This is a genomic window from Mycobacterium sp. H4Y (genome assembly GCF_000364405.1).
GTDB lineage: Bacteria > Actinomycetota > Actinomycetes > Mycobacteriales > Mycobacteriaceae > Mycobacterium > Mycobacterium intracellulare.
Window position 1 is genome coordinate 31990 of record NZ_AKIG01000003.1, and the last position, 21267, is coordinate 53256.

Consider the following 21267-nt stretch of genomic DNA (forward strand, 5'->3'; position numbering starts at 1 on the left):
TCGGGCGCGGTCATCCACCCAAGCCACGGTTGGCGCCGCGAAAACGTTCACTCGCGCAGTCGTTCGAGCCCGGAGACGATGAGCCGCAACCCAAAAGCGAACTCGTCGGCCAGCGGAACGGGAAGCTCGTCGGCGACGGTGACGGTCGCGGGATAACGCGACGGATCGAGCCGATGAAACGCCGCCGACAGCTCCGCTTCACCGCCCCCATCCGTCGCTCCGGGCAGTTGTAGCGCGAAACCCAAGACGTAACGGGCCAGCGTGGCGTAGGCATGGGCCGCGACCGCCGGCGCAAAGCCGTTGTCCAGCAGGATCACCAGGCAGCGCTCGCGATTGGCCAACGCGCTCGGCCCCGTCGGCGTGTATTCGATCAACAGCGGCGCGACATTGCCATGCCGGCGCAGCGCGTCAAACATGTGTTGCGCGAACGTGATACACGCCTGCTGCCACGGTAGGGCCGCCAGCGCCCGCGCATCGAGGTCGACTTCGCCCAGTATGTGGTCGATCACCTGCGACACCAGTTCGGATCGATTGGAAAAGTGGCGGTACAGCGTGGCGGTGCCCGATCCCAGGCGCTGGGCAAGCGACCGCATCGACAACGCGTCCGCCCCCTCCGCGTCGAGGAGTTCGACGGCCGCGCCCAGGATGCGGTCCATCGGCAGGGCCGGGCGGCCGCGGGACCGCCGCGGCCCCCGGTTGACATCGTCACGCATTACGGAGACACTGTATCCGTAATTATCGCGCGGATCAACTCCGTTGACAGCAAGGAAAATTCGTCATGCTCCTCCCCCTGGCGGCAGAGCCCTTCACCGCTCCGGCCGACCGCGACATGCTTCCCTCCGAACGACGGGAATTCGTGCGCACGCATCGCACGTGCGTGTTCGGCTACCGTCGCCGCCACGACGGCCCCGCCATGTCGGTCGTGTACTACATCCCCACCGACACCGACGACTTGCTCGTCTCCACGATGGCCGGCAGGGGCAAAGCCCGGATCGTTCAGCGCGACGGCAAGGTGAGCCTGTGCGTCCTCGACGAGCGGTGGCCCTTCGCCTACCTGCAGGTCTACGCCGACGCCGCCGTCGAGGACGACCGGGATCTGGCGATCGACGTGATGATGGCGGTCGCCGGCCGAATGTCCGGCCAGCCACTCGGTGACGAGGCGCGCCCGCACATCGAGGCGATGTGCGAACGCGAGAACCGCGTCGTCATTCGGTGCCGGCCCTACTCCACCTACGCGACGCCTCCACGCCATCTGCACCGCAACGACCAGGCCTCGGAACTGAGCCACTGGGTGTCCGGCGTGATGCCCTGGGACGCAGCCGATCCGGTGGCGAACTGATCACCCAGCGTAGCGATCCCGCAGTTTGGTCAGCGTCGCCTCGATGCCCGAGGCGTTCGCCTTGACGAAGCCCATCCGCTCGTAGTACTTCAGTTTGTTCTTCAGCGCACCGGCATCCCGGTAGTCGAACGTCTCGGTGACCTGCGTCAGGTTCGGTGACAGCGCCTCGAATTCCCACCGCCAGCGATGACCCAGCGGGTGGCGCCATTCGACCACCTCGTTCGGCGTCAGCGCGGTGATCGTGCTGGTGATGCGGTAGGGCACGCCGAACATCTTCATGCTCGTCGAAAACTTCGAGCCCTCAAGGAGTTGCGGCGGCATGGTGATGTTGTCGCGCACCGTGCCCGACCCGTCGAGTTCGTGGTGACGCCGCGGATCGGCGACGATGGCGTACAGCTCGGCCGCCGGCGCGGCCACTTCGACTCTGCGGCTCACCTGGCGGGGCCCCCGGTCAACAACGGTGACGGTCATTGCGAATCTCCTTTCCGCTAACCGGCAGCGTAATCCCGTTCAGTTCCGCGGCTCGGGGATGTTGGGGTCCCATACCGGTGACGGCTCGAAACGCGCCGGCCAGAAGCCGGATTTGGTCAACCGCGCCACCTCTTCGCGCAACACGATGCCGATCTTCGCCGCGAATTCGCGGGGCAGTTCCAGCGCCGCGGTGGCGGCCACGCCGAGTTGTTGGTCGATCGGGGGTTCGTGGATCGACGTCCACCGCAGCCGCCCCGCCTCCACATCGGCGCCGCACGCCGCCATCGGCAGCACCGCATAGCCGAGCCCCGCGGCGGCCAGATGCTTGGCCACCTCCACCGAATCGGTCGAAAAGCGGGCCGTGATCGCAACTTTGAGCCGCAGCGCGGTGTTCTCCAGGGTGTTTCGAATGCCGGTCAGCCCGCTGGGCATGACCAGCGGGAGCTTGGCGAGATCGGTGAAGCGGATCGGGCTGGCGGGCGAGAGCTCCGACGCGGGCCCCCCGACCAGCACGAGGTCCTCGGTCACCAGGTGCCGGTGGAAGAGCCGGTCATCGGAGACCGGGTTGATCACCGCGAGGTCGATCGCGCCCTTGAGGAGGCGCTCCACCAGGTCGTCGGTCTCGGCCACGGCGACGTGGAAATGGACATTCGGGAACGCGGCGCCCACGCTTGCCGCCAGCGGCGCGGCCAGGACGCCGGCGGCGGTCGGCACGATCCCGAACAGCAGCCCGCGCTCGATGCGCGCCAACGGCGATCCCGCATACCGGACCGCGAGCTCGAGCTGACGCAGCGGCGCGGCGGTCGAGGAGCGCAGCCGTTCGCCCTCCTCGGTGAGGTGCACGCCCCGGCGGGTCCGCTCGAACAGCGTGATGCCGAGGTCCTCCTCCAGCAGCCGGATCTGGCGACTCAGCGCCGGCTGGGCGATGCCCAACACCGCGGCCGCGCGGGTGATCGAGCCTTCCTCCGCGATCCGCAGGAAGTACTTGAGCCGGTGGGTGTCCATCGCCTCCACATCTACCAGCCATATAAATGCGGCATGACTGGTTTCCCGAATTGGTATTACCTGCTGGCCGTGAGGCCGTCATATCGTCAGCGAGGTGGGGCGGCGATGCCGTCCCGGTCTGGCTGAGGAGGGGTCGACGATGACGGTTCAGGACGACCAGGACTGGGTGCAGCTGCTCGGGTTGGACCGCCTACCGGAGCACATCGTCGGCAAGCGCGTGACCGAGCTGATGGACCTGTCCGGCAAGAAGGCCTTCGTCACCGGAGCCGGCGGCGACGGCCTGGGGCAGGCGATCGCCAACCGGCTGGCCGGCTGCGGCGCCGAGGTCGCGCTCATCGGCCGCACCTTCGAGAAGGTCGAACGCCGGGCCGAGGAAGTCGAGCGGCGCTGGGGCGTGCGGGCCATCCCGGTCAAGGCCGACATGTCCGACTGGGACCAGGTGCACGGCGCGGTGCGGCAGGCTCACCACGAGCTCGGCGGCCTCGACATCATGGTGAACAACCCGGTGATGGTGGCCGCGGGTCCGTTCGAGAAGCAGACGAAAGAGGACATCGACTACACGGTGCTGGGCAGCCTGACGATGATGATGTACGGGGCGCACGCCGCGCTGGCGTACATGCTCGACCAGGGTTCGGGGAAGATCATCAACATCGGGTCGGTCGGCGGCCGCATTCAGCAGCGCGGCCTGGTCGTCTACAACGCGTGCAAGGCCGGCGTCATCGGGTTCACGCGCAACCTCGCCCACGAGGTCGCGCTGCGCGGTGTCAACGTGTTGGGCGTGGCGCCGGGCATCATGATCAAACCGGAGATGCGGCAGTACCTGCTCGATCCTCAGGACGACAAGCAGCGCGCCGGCCGCGGCGCCATCCAGGAAGCGATCACCCACCAGGTCCAGCTGGGTCGCGCGTCGTTGCCCGAGGAGGCCGCCAACATGGTCGCATTCCTGGCCTCCGAGGCCGCCGACTACCTGTGCGGTCAGACCATCGACGTCGCCGGCGGGCAGTGGATGGGTTGAGCGCCGCCGCAAGGACTTTGATCGAGGAGACGCCGTGCTGACATCCGGTGAGCTGATGGAGGAGGCCGCGGCGCAGACCGGGCTCACCGACTTCGGCGACGACTCCTTCACCGAGGGCCTGAACGTCCTGTTGTCGGCGTTGCGCGACGAGGCCCACCTGAACGAGCGCGGGGAAGCCTTTCTGCGCCAACGCATCGCGGGCTATCTCTCGCAACGGCTGCAGGTCGAGGACTGGTTTCGGCGGCACCCGGAGATCGGCGACGTGCCCATCCGCGAACCGCTGGTCGGCCTGGGATTGCCCCGGACCGGATCCACCGCCCTGTCCATGCTGCTGGCCCAGGATCCCGAGGTGCGCTACCTGCGCCGGTGGGAGTCGACGCAACCGTGCCCCCCGCCCTCGACGGTGCACGGCGTCGATCCCCGCGTCCCGGCCGACCGGGGCGAGATGGTCGGCACCCGCCGCCACGTTCCCGGCGACACCCATGGGCCCATGGAGTGCCACGAGCTGATGGCGCTCGATTTCAAGTCGCACATCTTTCAGTCGTTCGCCGAAATCCCCTCGTACTCAACGTGGCTCGTGCACCACGCCGACCTCACCCCGACGTTTCGCTATCAGCGGCGGGTGATGCAGCTGCTGCAGTGGGGCGAGCCTGAGCGGTCGTGGCGGCTGAAGTGCCCGTCCCATGTGTTGTGGCTCGACGCGCTGGACGCGGTGTTCCCGGACGCCCGATTCGTGATGACCCATCGCGATCCCACCGACGTCCTGTTGTCGGTGGCCGACCTGTACGCCGACATCATCGGGTCGTTCAACACCCGGATCGACCGCCGCTACATCGGCCGGCTCAACGTCGAGCATTGGTCGCTGGGCATGGAGCGGGCGCTGCGGTTCCGCGCGGCCGGTACCGACGATCGGTTCTACGACATCGACTTTCGGGCCATGCAGGCCGACCCGGTCGGCGAGGTCGCCGGGCTGTACGCCTGGCTCGGGGCCCCGGTGTCCGACGAGTTCGAAGCGCGGATGCACAGTTGGTGGGAACACGCCGCCGCGCAGCGCGAGCCGAGCTCGCACGCCGACCCGGTGGAGTTCGGCATCGATCTCGACGAGGTTCGGCCCCGGTTCGCGCGCTATGTGGACAGCGCGCGGCGGTGGACGCGGCATCCAAAGGTGAGGAGCGAGGAAAGCAATGGCGGTTGATCTCACCGGCGGCATCGACCCGTCGCGCGAGTACGTGCTGGCGCAGCGCCCCGAGGATCCGGAGATGCGGGACTCGGTCAGTTTCTGGGTGGTCGACGACCGCGGCGAGATCGGCCTGCCCCGCGTGGGAATCGAGGCGGTGGGCGCCAATTGGGACTCCCACGACATTCAGATCAATGCCGCGTTTCCCGACGGGCGCGTCTACCGGCTACGCACCAACGGGCCGTCGCTGCCGGCTCGCGGCGCCGACGGGCGGCCCACCGTGCTCGGCGCCGGCGGCCTGGCATTCCAGTGCCTCGAACCCTTCGACACCTGGACGATGTCCTACGACGGGCCGGCCGTGCAGACCTCGTCGGTCGACCTGGTGGCGGGCAGGAAGGACGGCCCGACGACCAACATCGGCTTCCACGTCGAGGCGAGGATGGCCGTGCCCCCGTGGGTCCAGGGCGCGCTACAGGCCGACGCGGGCACGCAGCTCCAAACGACGTCTGTCGGGGCCATCATGGGCGGGCCCCGCTACGAGCAATTGTTCACCGCCACAGGGGAATTCCGATTTGGGGATGAACGCCACACCTTCACCGGGAGCGGCCTGCGGATCCGTCGCACCGGGGTGCGCAAGCTCGCCGGCTTCTGGGGACACTGCTGGCAGTCGGCCGTGTTCGGCAGCGGCCGCGCCTTCGGCTACATCGCCTATCCGCCGCGCCCCGACGGCCAGCCCACCTTCAACGAGGGATTCGTCTTCACCGGCGACGGCGGCCTGGTCCCGGCGCGGGCGGTGCGGGCGCCGTGGCTGACACGCCTGCGGCCACTCGGCGAGGATGCCTCGCTGGTGCTGGAGACCGCCGACGGGCTAGTCGAAATCGCCGGCGAGACAGTGTTTTCCACGCACGACGTGCACCACGACGACGACATGTACTCCATGCACGCCCTCAAAGAGGAGATGGCCGAGTTCCCCGCCGTCCAGCAGGCCGGCGTGCGCTACCGATGGGACGGCGAAGAAGCGTACGGCATGCTGGAACGCTCCAACCCGCTCGACAAGCTCGCGCGCGACTGAAAGGAACCCAGACCACACATGAGCCAGTCACTCTCGGGAAAGGTCGCGCTGATCACCGGCGCCGCGCGCGGGCAGGGCCGGGCACACGCCGTGCGTCTTGCGGCCGAGGGCGCCGACATCATCGCGGTCGATCTCGCCGGGCCGCTGCCGCCGAGCGTCCCCTACGACTCGCCGACGTCCGACGATCTGGCCGAAACCGCACGGCTGGTGAGCGAAGGCGGCCGGCGGGTCGTCACCGCCGAGGCCGACATCCGCGATCTTGACGCGCTGTCCGCCGCCGTGGACAAGGGGGTCGGCGAGCTGGGCCGGCTCGACGTCATCGTCGCCAACGCCGGGATCTGCAGCCCCGCGCCCTGGGATCAGATCACCGCGCAGGCGTTCCGAGACACCATCGACACCAACGTGATCGGCACCTGGAACACCGTGATGGCGGGGGTGCGGCACATCATTGACGGCGGCCGCGGCGGCTCGATCATCCTCATCGGTTCGGCGGCCGGCATCAAGATGCAGTCGTTCATGATCCATTACACCGCAAGCAAACACGCGGTCGTGGGGATGGCGCGGGCGTTCGCCGCCGAGCTCGGCCGGTACAACATCCGCGTCAACAGCCTCAACCCCGGCGCCGTCGCCACCCCGATGGGCACCGGCCGGATGCGGGAAGCGTTACAGGCCGCCGCCGACGACTACCCACACCTGCGGGGCATGCACAAACCGCTGCTGCCCGAGGGCATCGCGCAGCCCGAGGACATCGCCGACGCCGTGGCCTGGCTGGCCTCCGACCAATCCAGATTGGTGACCGCGACCCAGGTGTCGGTCGACATCGGCGTCGGGTACGTGTGATGCGCGGCCTGACCGGCAAGACATTTGTGGTCGCCGGGGGCGCCACCGGGATCGGCGCGGCCACCGCCGAACGCCTCGCCACCGAAGGCGCCCGTGTTGCCATCGGCGACAACAACATTGCGGGCGCCGCCGCCACCGCGCAGCGCATCGTGTCGGCCGGCGGCCGCGCGATCGCCGTCGAGTTCGACCTCGCCGACGAGCAGTCGGTGCGGCGCCTCGTCGAGACGACGCTCGACGAGTTCGGGGCCATCGACGGCCTGCACAACGTGGGCGCCGATCTGTCCGAGGGAAACCTGGGACGCGACACCACGATTCTCGACACCGACATGGACGTCTGGCAGCGCACGCTCGACGTCAACCTGCTCGGGTACGTCCGCACGATCCGCGCGGTCCTGCCGCACCTGCTCGCCCGGGGTGGGGGCAGCATCGTGAACACCTCGTCGGGCGCCGCGCTGGGCAGCGACCCCATGCACGTCGCCTACGGCGCCTCGAAGGCGGCGGTGAACCACCTGACCCGGCACGTGGCCGTCAACTGGGGCAAACACAACATCCGCAGCAACGGGGTCATGCCGGGCCTGGTGATGGGCGAGACCCAGGAGCGCCAAAACGACGTCGCGCTCCAGCAGGCCTTCCTGACGTTCGGCAAGACCAGCCGGCTGGGCAAGCCGGACGACCTCGCGGCGATCACCGCGTTCCTGCTGTCCGACGAGGCCGAGTGGATCACCGGCCAGGTGTGGTACATCGGCGGCGGGTCGCACCTGCGCCAATAGCCCGAACCCCCCGGCAGGCAGAATGGTGGGGTCAAGTCCGCGGCGGGATCGAGAAGGAGCGGCGTGCCCACCAGCGAATATCGGGTGAGCGGGATGAGCTGCGCGCACTGCGAGGCCGCCGTCCAGGGCGAGGTCGCCGGGATTCCCGGCGTCGACGGCGTGACGGTCAGCGCCGACACCGGCCGGCTCGTCGTCACCAGCGCGGTGCCCATCGACGCGGACGCCGTCCTCGCCGCGGTCGACGAGGCGGGCTTCCAGGCCGTCCAGGTCGCATGAGCACGCCCCCGCGAAACATCGACGAGGGCACCCTCCCCGAGGACACGCCGGCCGCCGCGCCCCCCATCGAGCTCGAGATCACCGGGATGACCTGCGCCTCCTGCGCCGCCCGGATCGAAAGAAAGCTCAACAAGCTCGCCGGCGTCTCGGCCACCGTCAACTATGCGACCGAGACGGCCGCCGTCAGCGCCCCCGCCGGGTACGACCCACGGATCCTGATCGCCGAGGTCGAAAAGGCCGGTTACGCGGCCGCCCTGCCGCGACGTTCGCCGGTGCGCGACGCCGAGCTGACTTCGCTGCGCCGGCGGCTGATCGCCGCCGCCGTGCTGGCCGGCCCGGTTATCGCCATGGCCATGGTTCCCGCGTGGCAGTTTCACCACTGGCACTGGGCGTCGCTGGCGCTGACGGCGCCGGTCGTCCTGTGGTGCGGGCTGCCCTTCCACGCGGCCGCCTGGGCCAACCTCAAACACGGCGTCGCCACCATGGACACCCTGGTCTCGATCGGGACCCTGGCCGCGTTCCTGTGGTCGCTCTACGCGCTGTTCCTCGGGACCGCCGCCCAGCCGGGCATGCAGCACGACTTCGAGCTCACGGTCGGGCGCGATGACGCCCCGTGCCACGTCTACTTCGAGGTGGCCGCCGGCGTCACGCTGTTCGTCCTGGCCGGCCGTTATTTCGAGAAGCGGGCCAAGCGGTCCGCCGGCGACGCGCTGCGCGCGCTGGTGGCGCTGGGCGCCAAGGACGTCGGGGTCTTGCGTGACGGCACCGAGACCCGGCTCCCGATCGAGCGGCTCGCGGTGGGTGACCAGTTCGTGGTGCGTCCCGGGGAACGGATCGCGACCGACGGGGTCGTCGTCACGGGTTCCTCGGCGGTCGACGCATCGATGCTGACCGGCGAGTCGGTGCCCGTCGAGGTCGGAGCGGGCGACGCCGTCACCGGCGGCACCGTCAACGCCGGGGGCCGGCTTGTCGTCCGGGCCACCGGGATTGGCGACGACACCCAGCTGGCGCAGATGGCCAAGCTCGTCGAACGGGCCCAATCGGGCAAGGCACGGGTGCAGCGCCTCGCGGACCGGGTCTCCGGCGTGTTCGTTCCCGTCGTCCTGGCGCTCGCGGTGGCGACCCTGGGCGGCTGGCTCGCGGCGGGCTTCTCGCCCACCACCGCGCTGACGGCCGCCGTCGCGGTGCTCATCATCGCCTGCCCGTGCGCGATGGGCCTCGCGACTCCGACCGCCCTACTGGTCGGCACCGGCCGCGCGGCCCAGCTCGGCGTCCTCATCCAGGGGCCCGAAGTGCTGGAGTCCACCCGCAGGATCGACACGATCGTGCTCGACAAGACCGGCACCGTCACCACCGGCCGAATGGCCCTGGTCGACGTGGTCGTCGGGGCGGGAACCGACCGCGCCACGCTGTTGCGCTACGCCGGTGCCCTGGAGGCCGCCTCCGAACATCCGGTCGCGCAGGCCATCGCCCGGGCCGCCGCGGCGCAGCTCGGCGCGCTCCCCACGCCCGCCGATTTCGCGGGTGTCCACGGCATGGGCGTGCACGGCACGGTCGACGGCCACGCCGTCGTCGTCGGGCGCGCGAGCCTGATGGACGAGCGCGGTGCGCGCCTCGACGCCGCGCTCGCCGCGGCCAAATCCCGCGCGGAGGGCGACGGCAAGACGGCCGTCGTCGTCGGCTGGGACGGCGCGGCGCGGGGGCTCCTGGTGCTCGCCGACACCGTCAAGCCGTCCAGCGGCGACGCCGTGCGCCAGTTGCAGCGACTCGGCCTGACCCCGGTGCTGCTCACCGGCGACAACCACACCGTCGCCGCCCGCATCGCCGCCGAACTCGGCATCGCCGAGGTGATCGCCGAGGCGATGCCCGACGACAAGGTCGCGGCCGTCAAGCGTCTGCAAGCCGAGGGCAAGGTGGTCGCCATGGTCGGCGACGGCGTCAACGACGCCGCCGCGCTGGCCGCCGCCGATCTGGGTCTGGCCATGGGCGCGGGCACCGATGTCGCGATCGAGGCGGCCGACCTCACCGTGATCCGCGACGACCTGCGGGCGGCCGTGGACGCGATCCGGCTCTCCCGCCGGACGCTGGCCACCATCAAGACCAACCTGGTGTGGGCGTTCGGCTACAACCTCGCCGCGATCCCCCTCGCCGCGCTCGGCATGCTCAACCCGATGCTGGCCGGCGCCGCCATGGCGCTCTCCAGCGTTCTCGTCGTCGGCAACAGCCTGCGGCTGCGCTCATTCACCAGCGTCGTCACGGACACGTGAACCCGGCGGAGCGTAGGCCGGCGGGCCGCGATCGTATGGGATAGTGAGTCCGGCCACCGGCCGCCGAGACGCCGCCCGGCCCCTTGACGATCACGACAATCACCGCACCCTCGCGCAGCGATCGATCTAGCAAAGGTCACGACCGTTGGAGCAGTTCTTCGGGCAACTGTCCCTGCTGCATGGCTGGTTTCCGCCCGCCGTTCAGGGCCTCGCGTTGCTCGTGCTGATCGTCGCGATCCAATGGCGCGCGCGAAGTTGGCTCAAGCGAGTGCTGCCCGTGGCGCTGATCGCGGCCGTCGCGGTGACCGCGCTATCGCGCTGGTACATCACCTCGCTCGGGGTGGCCGGTGATCCCGCGCCGACGACGCTGTGGTTGTGGATCGCGATGAGCGGGCTGGCCGCCGCGGTGTTCCTGGTGGGCTGGCGGGGCGTGCGCTGGTGGCGCCGCGGGCTGGCCGTGCTGTCGATACCGCTGTGCGTCCTGTGCGCGGGCATGGCGCTCAACGGCTGGGTGGGCTACTTCCCCACGGCGCTGGCCGCGTGGAACCAGCTGACCTCGGTGCCGTTGCCCGACCAGGTCGACCGCCTGCGCGTCACCGAGATGCAGATCGCGGGAACGAGGCCCACCAAGGGCGTCGTGGTGCCGGTCGACATCGACTCCTCGGGCTCCCATTTCGCCCACCGGCGGGAATTGGTCTATCTGCCACCGGCATGGTTCAACAGCAATCCCCCGCCCCGGCTACCGGCCGTCATGATGATCAGCTCGGCCTTCAACACCCCGGCGGATTGGCTGGGTCCGGGCGGCGCCTTCACCGCCATCGACAACTTCGCCGCCGCGCATCACGGTTTCTCGCCGGTGCTGGTGTTCGTCGATCCGACCGGGTCGTTCGACAACGACACCGAGTGCGTCAACGGCCCCCGCGGCAACGCCGCCGACCACCTTTCCAAAGACGTCATCCCGTTCACGGTGTCGAACTTCGGCGTCAGCGCCGATCGGGCCAACTGGGGCGTCGCCGGCTGGTCGATGGGCGGTACCTGCGCCGTCGACCTGGCCGTCATGCACCCGGAGCTGTTCAGCGCGTTCGTGGACATCGCGGGCGACCGCGGTCCCAACGTCGGCTCCAAGGACCAGTCCGTCGCGCGGCTGTTCGGCGGGGATCAGGCCGCGTGGGCCGCCTTCGACCCGGTCACCGTGATGACCAAGCACGGTCACTACGCCGGCCTGTCCGGATGGTTCGACGTGCCCGTCTCCTCGGGGCCCGGCAACGTCGCCGAACAGGCCAGTCCGACCCTCGTCGCGTCCAGCGATCCCGCCGCCAACCCCGAGGGCCAGGACGCCGCCGCGAGGTCGCTGTGTGCGGTCGGCGCCGCGCACGGCATCGCATGTGCGGTGGTCACCCAGGAGGGCAAGCACGACTGGCCGTTTGCCGCCCAGGCGTTTGCCACCGCCCTGCCGTGGCTGGCTTTTACGCTTGGAACTCCCGCCGCCGAACCCGTGCAATTGCCGCAACGCGGCGCCGGGGAACCGCATTGATCCTCGCTGGTCGGGTCGCCGTCAGCGGCCGCGATGTCCGCCGAGAGAATTCACAGCTGACCCTCCCGTAACGCAGCCGACTATTTGGGCCTTTGAATGGTACGGTTCGCTGCTGTGGCCTCGGTGTTTTGCGCGAACGGCGGTCCCTGCGGGGACCCGCCCGGTACGCAACGCGCCGCCATCCGTTTCCGAATGACCGGGCCAAATTCTCCTTTTCTGCGCCCATCCCTTTTGATCGACGTCGCCCCTTCGCAGCCATGAACCGCCGCCAGTTTCTTGGATCGCTCGCCGCGTCGGTGGTTGCCGGCGTCGGGACGGCGCGGCTCATCGTCGACCCGCAGCCGCGCACGTTCGCCCAGACGCCCGGCGTCGACATACCGACTTCGGGCCCGACCGCCCCGCAGGCCCTGCTGCCGCCCCCGCCGCTCAGCGCCCGCATCCCCCTACCCGGCGGCGGCGCATTGATGAAGCTCCCGGGCGAAGGCGACCTGCTCGCGCTGACCGTCGACGACGGCGTGAACAGCGAAGTGGTCCGCGCCTACACGCAGTTCGCCAGGGACACCGGCGTGCGGCTGACGTACTTCGTGAACGGGATCTACGACTCGTGGACCGAAAACTCCGAACTGCTCCGGCCGTTGGTCGACAGCGGGCAGATCCAACTTGGCAACCACACCTGGTCACACCCGGACCTGACCACACTGACCAAAGAGCAAGTCGCCGAACAGCTCACACGAAACGACACGTTCTTGAAGAAGACGTACGGCATCGGCGCGAAACCCTATTGGCGCCCGCCCTACGCCAAGCGCAACGCCGCCGTGGATGCCGTGGCCGCCGACCTCGGTTACAAGGTGCCCACCTTGTGGTCGGGTTCGCTGTCGGATTCGACGTTGATCACCGAGGACTACATCGTGCAGATGGCCGACCAGTACTTCACGCCGCAGGCCATCGTGATCGGGCACCTCAATCATCTGCCGGTGACGCACGTCTATCCGCAGCTCGTCGACATCATCCGCGACCGCAACCTGCGCACCGTCACGCTCAACGACGTGTTCCTCAAGACGCCCTGACGGCGGCTACCGCCGGCGCCGGGAGCGGACTCGTTGGCCGACAACGTTTTCGACGTCTCGCGTGGATCCCCCAGCCGGCGCTCGCGCAGAAGCCGCGCTCCGGTGAGCCGAGCCCCTGGGCGGAAGAGGCGGCCGGAATTCCGTTAACCGCGAGATCATCTCTAAAAAATTAGAGATTGCTCTTCCGCTGGCGGGCGGTCCATTGTTACCGTTCCGTAATGCATCGGGCCGGGGGAGTATTCACAGTACTGCTGATAATTGCTTCGGCTCTGGTGGGCACCGGAATTGCGCGCGCCGACGGCGGGGACGAGCCGCAGTACGCGGACTTTTATGCCGCGCCGGATCCGCTGCCGCCCGGTCAACCCGGCGACCTGATCCGCACCGAACCGTCGCGGCTGGTGCTGGAGCCCTCCGGCCAGCTGGGTGCGATCATGGCGACCGGCACGCGAATCATGTACCGCAGCACCGACACCCGGGGCAACCCGATCGCGGTGACGGGCACCTACTTCGAGCCCTACAACGACTGGCCGGGCGCCGGGCCGCGCCCGTTGATCAGTTACGCGCCGGGCACCCAGGGGCAGGGCAATCAGTGTGCGCCGTCGCGAATGTTCAACCAGGGCATCCACTATTCGGGTGGCTGGGACATCATGTTCAACTACGAGGAACTGTTCGTCGCCACCATGGTCGCGCGCGGCTTCGCCATTGTGATGACCGACTACGAGGGCCTGGGCACCGCGCCAATGCACACGTATGTGGGGCGGGTGGCCGAGGGACAGGCGGTGCTCGATGCCGCCCGCGCCGCCATGCGCCTACCCGGCACGTCGCTGGATCCGCATGGGCCCGTGGCGTTTTGGGGCTATTCGCAGGGCGGCGGCGCGACCGCGTCGGCGGCCGAGCTCGCCTCGCAATACGCCCCCGACCTTCACATCGTGGGCACCTACGCCGGGGCGCCACCCGCCGACCTCAAGGAGCTGTTGCCCTACGCCGACGGCAGCGCGCTGGTCGGTGTCGTCGGGTACGCGCTCAACAGCGTCATGGCCGCCTATCCCGAGTTCGCCGACATCATTCGCTCCAAGATGACGCCGCGCGGGTTGGCGATGCTGGAATCGGTGTCACGCCAATGCGTCGGACAGACGTTGCTGGACTTCATGTTTCGTCACATACAGCCCTACTTCACCGAGGACATCAATCAGCTGGTGAACGAGGAGCCGTTCAACAGCCTGTTCGAGGCGCAACGGCTCGGCCGCTTCAAACCGAACGCGCCGGTGATGATCGACAGCAATCGCTACGACCCGCTGGTGCCGTGGACCGCGGCCAACCAGCTCGGGCGCGACTGGTGTGCCCAGGACGCCGACGTCGAATTCCGCACCAACGAAGAGCCGCCGTTCCTCAACAAGCTCGTCATCAACCACGCGCTGCCGATGCTGGTCGACGGCGAACCGGCGATGCAATGGATCGCCGCCCGCTTCAACGGGGAGCCCACCACGCCGAACTGCGGTCAGTTCTAAAGCGCGGGCTAGGTCGGCGCCGATAAACTGGGGCGCATCGCTGCACGCAGAAAGCACAACGCGCCGGAGCGGCGCCGCCAACTCGCCGACGCCGCGATCGAATTGCTGGGCAGCAATGGGGTGCACGGGGTCAGTCACCCGAAAGTCGACGACCGCGCGGGCGTGCCGGCCGGCACCACATCGTTTTATTTCCGGACCCGCAGGGCGCTGGTGCACGCCATCGCCACCCGGCTGGCCGAGCTCGACGTCGCCGACTTTTCGATGATGGCCGAACTGGCCGAGGATCACGCCTCCCAGTTCACCGGCACCGCCGGCCTGGCCCGCATCGTCATGTACGTCAACAGCGAACCCTGGCTCACCCGCGCCAAGGCCCGCTACGAGCTGGCGCTGCTGGCCGGCCGGGACCCGGAACTGGCCGCGGCCCTTAGTGAGTCGGCGGACCGGCTCTACGCCCTGGCCCGCGACGTCGTCACCCAGTGGCACCCCGAGGGCAGCGCGCCGGATCCGGCATTGGTCGACGACCAGGCGATCGCCACCCTGGCGTTCATCAACGGGATCATGCTGACCTTCGTCGCGGGCCAGCCCGCCGTCGACGACCCCGAGCACCTCGACCGGCTCATCCAGGGCGTCATCGCCGGCGTCGCGCAGGTGCGCGGTGACTGACCGCCTCGTCAGCGCGCGTCGAACATCCCGTCGATGAGCCGGTGCAGCACTTCCCGGGTCTCGTCGCGCGTGCGGTCCGGGTCATCGGCGGTGGCGATGACCATCGCGGCCTCGTCGAGCGCGCCGATGAGCACGTGCGCCAGCGGCCGCACCGGCTGCTCGGCCAACTCGCCGGCCCGGATCGCCTCGGTGAGCATCTGCTCGGTCATGCCCAGGCTGTACCGCTGTGCCACGTCGCGGAATGCCGCCCAGCCGAGCACGCTCGGCGCGTCCAGCAGGATCAGTTGCCGCACTTCGGGATCGGCGGACACCTCGAGCCAGGCGTCGACCGCGCCCCGGACCGCGGCCGTCGGCGTCGCCGCCCCCGACTCGGCGACCACCACGGCCATCCGCGCCATCACATCCTGCTCGACGACCTCGACGACCTCACGGAACAGCGCCGCCTTGTCGGCGAATTGGTGATACATCGCGCCGCGGGTGACCCCGGCGGCCGAGGCGATTTCGGGCGTCCCCACGTCGGCGTATCCCCGCAGGCCCCAGAGTTTGCGGGCAGCCGCGATCAGCGCCTCGCGGGTGGCCGCGGAGCGCTCCTCCTGGGTGCGTCTCTTGCTTTCCATACAACCTGTTGGTAACTTACGAACAGACAGCCTGTTTGTAAGTGTATCTCTGACGTAGGAGTCCTCATATGTCGACGATCGACATTAGTGCCGGAACCATCCATTACGAAGCAACCGGACCCGAAAACGGCAGGCCCGTGGTCTTCGTGCACGGTTACATGATGGGCGGCCAACTGTGGCGCCAGGTCAGCGAACGGCTGGCCGCCCGCGGATTGCGGTGCATCGCCCCGACCTGGCCGCTGGGCGCGCACCCCGAGCCGCTGCGCCGCGACGCCGATCGCACCATCACCGGCGTGGCGGCCATGGTCGCCGAGGCGCTCGCCGCGCTCAACCTCGAGGACGTGGTGCTGGTCGGCAACGACACCGGCGGCGTCGTCACCCAGTTGGTGGCCGTGCACCACCGCGAGCGGCTGGGTGCGCTGGTGCTCACGAGTTGCGATGCGTTCGAACACTTTCCACCGCCGATCCTCAAACCGGTGATCCTGGCGGCCAAGTCGAAGACGACGTTCCGGGCCGTCGCCCAGGCCATGCGGGTGCCCACAGTGCGCAAGCGCGCGTTCGACGGCCTGGCGCACCGCAACATCGACGACCTCACCGAGCTCTGGGTGCGCCCGGCGCTGTCGCTGCCGGCGGTCGCCGAGGACCTACGCCAGTTCACCCTTTCCATGCGCCCCGAGGTGACGACGACGGTGGCGGCCAGGCTGTATGACTTCGACAAGCCGACGCTTGTCGCGTGGTCGGCAGACGACGTGTTCTTCGAGCAGGAGGACGGCGCCCGGCTGGCGGCGACCATCCCCAACGCCCGCCTCGAGGTCATCGCCGGGGCGCGGACGTTCTCCATGGTCGACCAGCCGGACCGCCTGGCCGATCTGCTGTCGACGGTCGCGGTGCGCGCGTAACGCCTTCTGCTTCGCGGTCGTGACGCCGCGGCGGAGATCCGAGCGGGATTTCGCCGTGGCGTTACGCTCGCGGGCATGGAACATGTCCTGCAGGGCCGGCGGATCCTGGTGACCGGCGCCGCCACCGGCATCGGCGCCGCCGCGGTGGGGGTCCTGATCGAGGCGGGCGCCGAGGTGGCCGCGACCTATCACCGGACGCCGCCGCCGGAAGGCCTCGCCGCCAAGTGGTTTCAGTGCGACGCGCGTGATCCCGACGGCGTCTCGGCGACGGTCACGGACGCGGCGCACCACCTGGGCGGGCTCGACGTGCTGGTGAACGCCGCGGGGCTCTGGCAGGCGGGCATCCCCGGCTATATCGGCGCCGACGACATCTCGTTCCTGCTGGACACCAACGTGAAGGCAACCATCCTCACCAACCAGGCCGCCTACGCCGTGATGAGGGACCAGCACCCCAAGGGCGGACGGATCATCAACTTCGGCTCGTCGGAAGCCGTTATGGGCAGCCCGATCTCGGCCGTCTACGCCGCGACCAAGGGCGCGGTGCAGGCGTGGACGCGGTCGGCCGCCAAGGCCTGGGCCGCCGACAACGTCACCGTCAACGCCCTGGCTCCCGCCGTGCAGACGCCGGGTGCCGACCGGCTGCGCGACTTCCTCGGCCCCGACGCCGCCGCCCTGATCGACCAGCAGATGAAGATGATGATCCCCCTGGGAGGGACGCTGGGGGACCCCACCCGCGACCTCGGGCCAATGCTGGTGTTTCTGGCCGGCCCCGGCTCGGGCTTCATCACGGGGCAACTCCTGGCGGTGGACGGCGGCCTGATGATGGTGGGTGGATAGGCGGCACGCCGACCGCCGCCGGCCGCTACTATAAGACGGACCGTCTCGTCTCGTAGGGCAGGCAGAGTGAGGGTGAATCGGACCGATGGCTGACGACACGATTCAAGCGCTGCTGCGCAAGCGCCTATCCGATTCATCGATCGCGGTGAAATACGGTGATGCGCAATGGAGTTGGCGTCAGTATCTGGAGGGCTCGACGGCGCGGGCCGCGGCCTTGCTGGCCGCCGCCGATCCGTCCCGGCCGGTGCACGTCGGCGCCCTGCTGGGAAACACCCCCGAGATGCTGAGCCAGATGGCGGCGGCCGGGCTCGGCGGCTACGTGCTGTGCGGCCTGAACACCACCCGCCGCGGCGAGGCCCTGGCCGCCGACATCCGCCGCGCGGACTGCCAGGTCGTGGTGACCGACGCCGAGCACCGCCCGCTGCTGGACGGCCTGGACCTGGCGGACACGCGCGTCCTCGACACCTCGACGCCTCAGTGGGTCGAGCTCATCGACTCCGCAGGCGAGCTGACGCCGCATCGGCAGGTCACCGCGATGGACGCCTTCATGATGATCTTCACGTCGGGAACGAGCGGAAATCCCAAGGCGGTGCAGGTATCTCACTTCATGGCAACGGTCGCCGGGCTCAGTCTGGCCGAGCGATTCACCCTCACCGACCAGGACACCTGTTACGTGTCGATGCCGCTGTTTCACTCCAACGCGGTGGTCGCGGGATGGGCGCCCGCGGTGTGCTCGGGCGCCGCGATCGTGCCTGCGAAATTCTCGGCGAGCAACTTCCTCGACGACATCCGCCGCCACGGCGCCACCTACATGAACTACGTCGGCAAGCCGCTGGCCTACATCCTGGCCACCGCCGAACGCGACGACGACGCCGACAATCCGCTGCGGGTGGCGTTCGGCAACGAGGCCAACGACAAGGACATCGAGGAGTTCGCGCGCCGGTTCGGTGTGCAGGTCGAGGACGGCTTCGGGTCGACCGAGAACGCCGTCATCGTGATCCGCGAACCCGGCACGCCCAAGGGCTCGATCGGGCGGGGCGCCGACGGGGTGGCCATCTACCACAGCGATACCGTCACCGAATGCGCGATCGCCCGGTTCGATGCCGACGGGGCACTCGTCAACGCCGACGAAGCGGTGGGCGAGCTGGTGAACACGGCCGGCTCGGGTTTCTTCACCGGCTACTACAACGACCCGGACGCCAACGCCGAGCGCATGCGCCACGGCATGTACTGGTCCGGAGACCTGGCCTACCGCGACTCCGACGGCTGGATCTACCTGGCCGGCCGCACCGCCGACTGGATGCGGGTCGACGGCGAGAACCTGGCCGCCGCGCCCATCGAACGGATCCTGTTGCGCCACAGCGCGATCAACCGGGTCGCGGTCTACGCCGTCGCGGACGGCCATGTCGGCGATCAAGTGATGGCGGCCGTCGTGCTCAACGACGGCCACACGCTGGCGCCCGACGAATTCGAAGCGTTCCTCGACGCCCAGCCCGACCTGTCCCCCAAGGCGCGCCCACGCTACGTCCGCATCGCCGCCGACCTGCCCAGCACCGCCACCCACAAGGTGCTCAAGCGCCAGTTGATCGCCCAGGGAACCGCGATCGGGCAGGGAGAAGTGTTGTGGGAGCGCGAATCCCGCGGGACAGCCTATGCGGTCACGGGCTCCGGGGCTCCCTACGGCGGATCTGCCCCTTCGACCGTCGCACCCGTTTGACCGGATCGCGGGTGGTGCCGGCGGCGATCTCGTCGCGCAGCTGGGTGATGTTGGAGATCTCCGCGTACAGCCCGCGGATCGCGTAGTCCAAAACGGCGAAGGAGTAGCGCTGTTCGGGGTCGTCGGTGATGCCGAGCTCGCGGGAACGCTGCCGCGACCACAGCGCCTCGTCGAGGCGGGCCCGGGTCGCGTCGAGATGGCGGTCCAGGGTGTCCAGGACGTGTTCGGGGTCCTCGCCGCGGGCCAGCCAGGTTTTGAGGATGACGGGATGTTTGATGACCACTTGGTCCTGCCCCGGGAAGTGCTGCACCCAGCGGCGCAGCGCGTCGAGCCCGGCCTCGGTGGTCTCGTACAGGGTGATGGCGCGCTTGCCGGACTGGGCGCCGGTCTCGCTGACCATTCCCCGGGCCAGCAGCCGGGTCAGTTCGCGCCGCACGTGGCTGACCGACGGGGACCAGTAGAAGTGGCCGACGGACAGTTCGGCGCGCATCTTGATCTCGCCGGCGGTGAGTTGCTCGTCGTTGGCCGCCAGCACGCCCAGGACCAGGTAGGCGGTGACCGGAAGTCCGTTGCTGGTACGGGGACTCACGAACTGTCGGTTCCTTCCGCGGTGAAGTACGGAAGCGTCACGCCGGGGCCGACGTCGTGGAATCGCACCCGCACGCGCAGGCCGACCTCGATGTCCTCCAGGGGCACACCGACGACATTGGTCAGCATCTGATAGCCCTCGTCGAGCGTGACGATCGCCGGCGCATACGGCGGTTCGAATTCGGGTGTCACCGGCCGATAAACCACCGTCCAGCTATAGATCTCGCCGCGGCCGCTGCCCTCCCGCCAGGCGATCTCCTGCGAAAGGCATTGGCGGCAATGCTCGGTCGGGGGGAAGTTAGCCAGGCCACACCCCGCGCAACGCTGATAGCGCAGCCGCCGCGACCGACAGCCCTCCCAGAACGGCACGCTGACCTGGCTGCTCGCGTGCGGGACGGGGCCGGTTTGGGGTCGCAATGGATCAGAGGTCACCGTGGCTCGTCTCCCAAAATCAGCACCGTCGTGAACAACGCCCCCGCTCCCCCGTTGCTACACAACGCGATATGCGCATCGGGGACTTGAAGATCGCCGGCCTGGCCACGCAACTGCTGAACGGCTCGGATGGCGCGCTGCATCATCTGCGGGTTGGAGCCCGCGTGGCTGAACGACATGGTCCCCCCGTCGGTGGTGATCGGATGGCTGCCGTCGATGGCGATGTGGCCATCGGCGACGAACGGCCCGCCCTCGCCGTCGCCGCAGAAGCCGAATGCCTCGAGCTGGCGGATGATTTCGAAGGAGAACGGGTCGTAGAGTTCCAGCACGTCGACGTCTTCGCGGCGCAGCCCGGCGTGGGTGAATGCGCACTCGGCCGCGCGCCGGCCCACCACACCGTTCACGTGATCGCCGCGCCGCCCGGCGAGGTCGTACGCCGGCGGGTGCTGGTAGGAGGGGCCGTGAAAGTCCGCGCCGCTGCCCAGGACGTAGATGGGTTGACTCTTGACGTCGATGGCGTCGACGTTGGCCACGACGAGCGCGCACCCGCCTTCGGACGTGGTCGCGCAGTCCAGGAGATGGAACGGGTCCGCGATGGGCCGCGACGCGGTGATGTCCTCGGGCGCGAACGGGCCCCGCTGGTAGTAGACGGCTTCGGGGTTGCGCGAACCGTTGTTGCGGATGGTCGCGGCGACGAGCGAGAGTTGTTCGCGCGTCGTGCCGTAGACGTGCATGTGGCGCCGGGCGATGAGCGCGAACTCGGCGGTGGTGAACATGCCCCAGGGCGCGACGAATTCGTTTTCGGGCCGGGTCCACGGCGCGGTGGCCTCGTGGTCGCGGTATTCGCCGGCCTGCGCCGCGACCAGCACCACCACGTCCGCCATGCCGTGCTCGATCGCGGTGACCGCCTCGGTGATCATGCCGACCCCGAAGGCCAGGCCCTGCCAGGCCGGGCCGATCCGCAGGTCGTAGATCAACGAGGTCGACTGCGGGCTCGCGCTGATGCCGTCGACGTCGTCGAGGGTCAGCCCGGCATCGTCGAGCGCGCCCAGGATCGCCTTGATCGCCAGGCCGCGCGACGTTTCGCCGTCCAGCCGACGTCCCTGCCGGGTGTTGTGCACCCCGACGATCGCCGCAGTGCGCCTCGTCGCGCTCACCGATGTTCCATTCCCG

The 21267-nt window shown here is 69.1% G+C and carries 22 protein-coding genes; 15 read left to right on the top strand and 7 right to left on the bottom strand.

Going from position 1 to position 21267, the window contains the following annotated elements:
- Window positions 1–47: 47 nt before the first annotated feature.
- Window positions 48–656, bottom strand: a complete 609-nt coding sequence (locus tag W7U_RS21045; RefSeq protein WP_014386108.1) for a TetR/AcrR family transcriptional regulator — start codon at window positions 654–656, stop codon at window positions 48–50.
- Window positions 657–778: 122 nt separating this feature from the next.
- On the opposite strand from W7U_RS21045, the gene W7U_RS21050 reads away from it, so the two are divergent.
- Window positions 779–1339 carry a pyridoxamine 5'-phosphate oxidase family protein gene (locus tag W7U_RS21050; RefSeq protein WP_008262339.1) on the top strand — a complete coding sequence of 187 codons (561 nt, stop codon included), beginning with the start codon at window positions 779–781 and terminating at the stop codon, window positions 1337–1339.
- On the opposite strand, the gene W7U_RS21055 is transcribed toward W7U_RS21050, so the two are convergent.
- Entirely contained in the window at window positions 1340–1810 is a 471-nt protein-coding gene (locus W7U_RS21055; protein WP_008262340.1) for an SRPBCC family protein, read from the bottom strand.
- 39 nt (window positions 1811–1849) lie between these two features.
- Entirely contained in the window at window positions 1850–2815 is a 966-nt protein-coding gene (locus W7U_RS21060; RefSeq protein WP_008262342.1) for a LysR family transcriptional regulator, read from the bottom strand.
- Window positions 2816–2954: 139 nt separating this feature from the next.
- Between W7U_RS21060 and W7U_RS21065 the strand changes: the two genes are divergently transcribed.
- From W7U_RS21065 to W7U_RS21115, 11 genes are all read left to right on the top strand, one after another.
- Complete coding sequence (locus tag W7U_RS21065; RefSeq protein ID WP_008262344.1) at window positions 2955–3830, top strand: SDR family NAD(P)-dependent oxidoreductase; 876 nt, start codon at window positions 2955–2957, stop codon at window positions 3828–3830.
- A gap of 34 nt (window positions 3831–3864) precedes the next feature.
- The gene (locus W7U_RS21070; RefSeq protein WP_008262346.1) at window positions 3865–5025 is read left to right on the top strand and encodes a sulfotransferase; all 1161 of its coding nucleotides are present in this window, start codon (window positions 3865–3867) and stop codon (window positions 5023–5025) included.
- Window positions 5015–6079, top strand: coding sequence for a hypothetical protein (locus W7U_RS21075; protein WP_008262347.1), 1065 nt, complete (start codon window positions 5015–5017; stop codon window positions 6077–6079). The genes W7U_RS21070 and W7U_RS21075 overlap by 11 nt, the downstream gene beginning before the upstream one ends.
- An 18-nt stretch (window positions 6080–6097) precedes the next feature.
- On the top strand, window positions 6098–6919 hold the full coding sequence (locus W7U_RS21080; RefSeq protein ID WP_008262349.1) for a mycofactocin-coupled SDR family oxidoreductase: 822 nt from the start codon (window positions 6098–6100) through the stop codon (window positions 6917–6919).
- Window positions 6919–7689 (top strand): SDR family oxidoreductase, encoded by a 771-nt coding sequence (locus W7U_RS21085; protein WP_008262352.1) that lies wholly within the window; start codon window positions 6919–6921, stop codon window positions 7687–7689. Before W7U_RS21080 ends, W7U_RS21085 begins: the two co-directional genes overlap by 1 nt.
- A gap of 63 nt (window positions 7690–7752) precedes the next feature.
- A complete protein-coding gene (locus tag W7U_RS21090; RefSeq protein WP_008262354.1) occupies window positions 7753–7965 on the top strand; it encodes a heavy metal-associated domain-containing protein in 213 nt (70 codons plus the stop codon).
- Complete coding sequence (locus tag W7U_RS21095) at window positions 7962–10232, top strand: heavy metal translocating P-type ATPase (protein ID WP_008262364.1); 2271 nt, start codon at window positions 7962–7964, stop codon at window positions 10230–10232. Before W7U_RS21090 ends, W7U_RS21095 begins: the two co-directional genes overlap by 4 nt.
- 145 nt (window positions 10233–10377) lie before the next feature.
- Window positions 10378–11766, top strand: coding sequence for an alpha/beta hydrolase-fold protein (locus tag W7U_RS21100; protein ID WP_008262365.1), 1389 nt, complete (start codon window positions 10378–10380; stop codon window positions 11764–11766).
- A gap of 257 nt (window positions 11767–12023) precedes the next feature.
- Window positions 12024–12833, top strand: coding sequence for a polysaccharide deacetylase family protein (locus tag W7U_RS21105; protein ID WP_008262367.1), 810 nt, complete (start codon window positions 12024–12026; stop codon window positions 12831–12833).
- Between the two features lie 218 nt (window positions 12834–13051).
- Window positions 13052–14341 carry a lipase family protein gene (locus W7U_RS21110; protein WP_170320639.1) on the top strand — a complete coding sequence of 430 codons (1290 nt, stop codon included), beginning with the start codon at window positions 13052–13054 and terminating at the stop codon, window positions 14339–14341.
- Between the two features lie 27 nt (window positions 14342–14368).
- On the top strand, window positions 14369–15004 hold the full coding sequence (locus tag W7U_RS21115) for a TetR family transcriptional regulator (RefSeq protein WP_257786931.1): 636 nt from the start codon (window positions 14369–14371) through the stop codon (window positions 15002–15004).
- An 8-nt stretch (window positions 15005–15012) separates the two neighbouring features.
- Here the strand turns inward: W7U_RS21115 and W7U_RS21120 are convergent, their stop codons facing one another.
- Window positions 15013–15621, bottom strand: coding sequence for a TetR/AcrR family transcriptional regulator (locus W7U_RS21120; RefSeq protein ID WP_008262373.1), 609 nt, complete (start codon window positions 15619–15621; stop codon window positions 15013–15015).
- A 68-nt stretch (window positions 15622–15689) separates the two neighbouring features.
- Here W7U_RS21120 and W7U_RS21125 point away from each other — a divergent pair, with 68 nt between their 5' ends.
- From W7U_RS21125 to fadD1, 3 genes are all read left to right on the top strand, one after another.
- Entirely contained in the window at window positions 15690–16520 is an 831-nt protein-coding gene (locus W7U_RS21125) for an alpha/beta hydrolase (RefSeq protein WP_008262375.1), read from the top strand.
- A 75-nt stretch (window positions 16521–16595) separates the two neighbouring features.
- A complete protein-coding gene (locus W7U_RS21130) occupies window positions 16596–17357 on the top strand; it encodes an SDR family oxidoreductase (RefSeq protein WP_008262377.1) in 762 nt (253 codons plus the stop codon).
- Window positions 17358–17442: 85 nt separating this feature from the next.
- Window positions 17443–19074 carry a fatty-acid--CoA ligase FadD1 gene (gene fadD1 / locus W7U_RS21135; RefSeq protein WP_008262379.1) on the top strand — a complete coding sequence of 544 codons (1632 nt, stop codon included), beginning with the start codon at window positions 17443–17445 and terminating at the stop codon, window positions 19072–19074.
- Here the strand turns inward: fadD1 and W7U_RS21140 are convergent.
- Genes W7U_RS21140 through W7U_RS21150 form a run of 3 tightly spaced genes read right to left on the bottom strand, consistent with a single transcriptional unit; the run spans window position 19016 to window position 21251 of the window.
- Window positions 19016–19663, bottom strand: coding sequence for a MarR family transcriptional regulator (locus W7U_RS21140; protein ID WP_008262381.1), 648 nt, complete (start codon window positions 19661–19663; stop codon window positions 19016–19018). The two genes, fadD1 and W7U_RS21140, sit on opposite strands and share 59 nt — an antisense overlap.
- Window positions 19660–20094 (bottom strand): OB-fold domain-containing protein, encoded by a 435-nt coding sequence (locus W7U_RS21145; protein WP_008262383.1) that lies wholly within the window; start codon window positions 20092–20094, stop codon window positions 19660–19662. The genes W7U_RS21140 and W7U_RS21145 overlap by 4 nt, the downstream gene beginning before the upstream one ends.
- Entirely contained in the window at window positions 20091–21251 is a 1161-nt protein-coding gene (locus W7U_RS21150; RefSeq protein WP_008262386.1) for a thiolase family protein, read from the bottom strand. Before W7U_RS21150 ends, W7U_RS21145 begins: the two co-directional genes overlap by 4 nt.
- Window positions 21252–21267: the final 16 nt, after the last annotated feature.

What these genes read in the sequence shown, in the direction of transcription:
- W7U_RS21130 (WP_008262377.1), top strand. Translation starts at nt 16,596, where the DNA reads ATGGAACATGTCCTGCAGGGCCGGCGGATCCTGGTGACCGGCGCCGCC.
- fadD1 (WP_008262379.1), top strand. Translation starts at nt 17,443, where the DNA reads ATGGCTGACGACACGATTCAAGCGCTGCTGCGCAAGCGCCTATCCGAT.
- W7U_RS21080 (WP_008262349.1), top strand. Translation starts at nt 6,098, where the DNA reads ATGAGCCAGTCACTCTCGGGAAAGGTCGCGCTGATCACCGGCGCCGCG.
- W7U_RS21060 (WP_008262342.1), bottom strand. Translation starts at nt 2,815, where the DNA reads ATGGACACCCACCGGCTCAAGTACTTCCTGCGGATCGCGGAGGAAGGC.
- W7U_RS21095 (WP_008262364.1), top strand. Translation starts at nt 7,962, where the DNA reads ATGAGCACGCCCCCGCGAAACATCGACGAGGGCACCCTCCCCGAGGAC.
- W7U_RS21075 (WP_008262347.1), top strand. Translation starts at nt 5,015, where the DNA reads ATGGCGGTTGATCTCACCGGCGGCATCGACCCGTCGCGCGAGTACGTG.
- W7U_RS21055 (WP_008262340.1), bottom strand. Translation starts at nt 1,810, where the DNA reads ATGACCGTCACCGTTGTTGACCGGGGGCCCCGCCAGGTGAGCCGCAGA.
- W7U_RS21105 (WP_008262367.1), top strand. Translation starts at nt 12,024, where the DNA reads ATGAACCGCCGCCAGTTTCTTGGATCGCTCGCCGCGTCGGTGGTTGCC.
- W7U_RS21110 (WP_170320639.1), top strand. Translation starts at nt 13,052, where the DNA reads ATGCATCGGGCCGGGGGAGTATTCACAGTACTGCTGATAATTGCTTCG.
- W7U_RS21125 (WP_008262375.1), top strand. Translation starts at nt 15,690, where the DNA reads ATGTCGACGATCGACATTAGTGCCGGAACCATCCATTACGAAGCAACC.
- W7U_RS21065 (WP_008262344.1), top strand. Translation starts at nt 2,955, where the DNA reads ATGACGGTTCAGGACGACCAGGACTGGGTGCAGCTGCTCGGGTTGGAC.
- W7U_RS21050 (WP_008262339.1), top strand. Translation starts at nt 779, where the DNA reads ATGCTCCTCCCCCTGGCGGCAGAGCCCTTCACCGCTCCGGCCGACCGC.
- W7U_RS21045 (WP_014386108.1), bottom strand. Translation starts at nt 656, where the DNA reads ATGGACCGCATCCTGGGCGCGGCCGTCGAACTCCTCGACGCGGAGGGG.
- W7U_RS21085 (WP_008262352.1), top strand. Translation starts at nt 6,919, where the DNA reads ATGCGCGGCCTGACCGGCAAGACATTTGTGGTCGCCGGGGGCGCCACC.
- W7U_RS21120 (WP_008262373.1), bottom strand. Translation starts at nt 15,621, where the DNA reads ATGGAAAGCAAGAGACGCACCCAGGAGGAGCGCTCCGCGGCCACCCGC.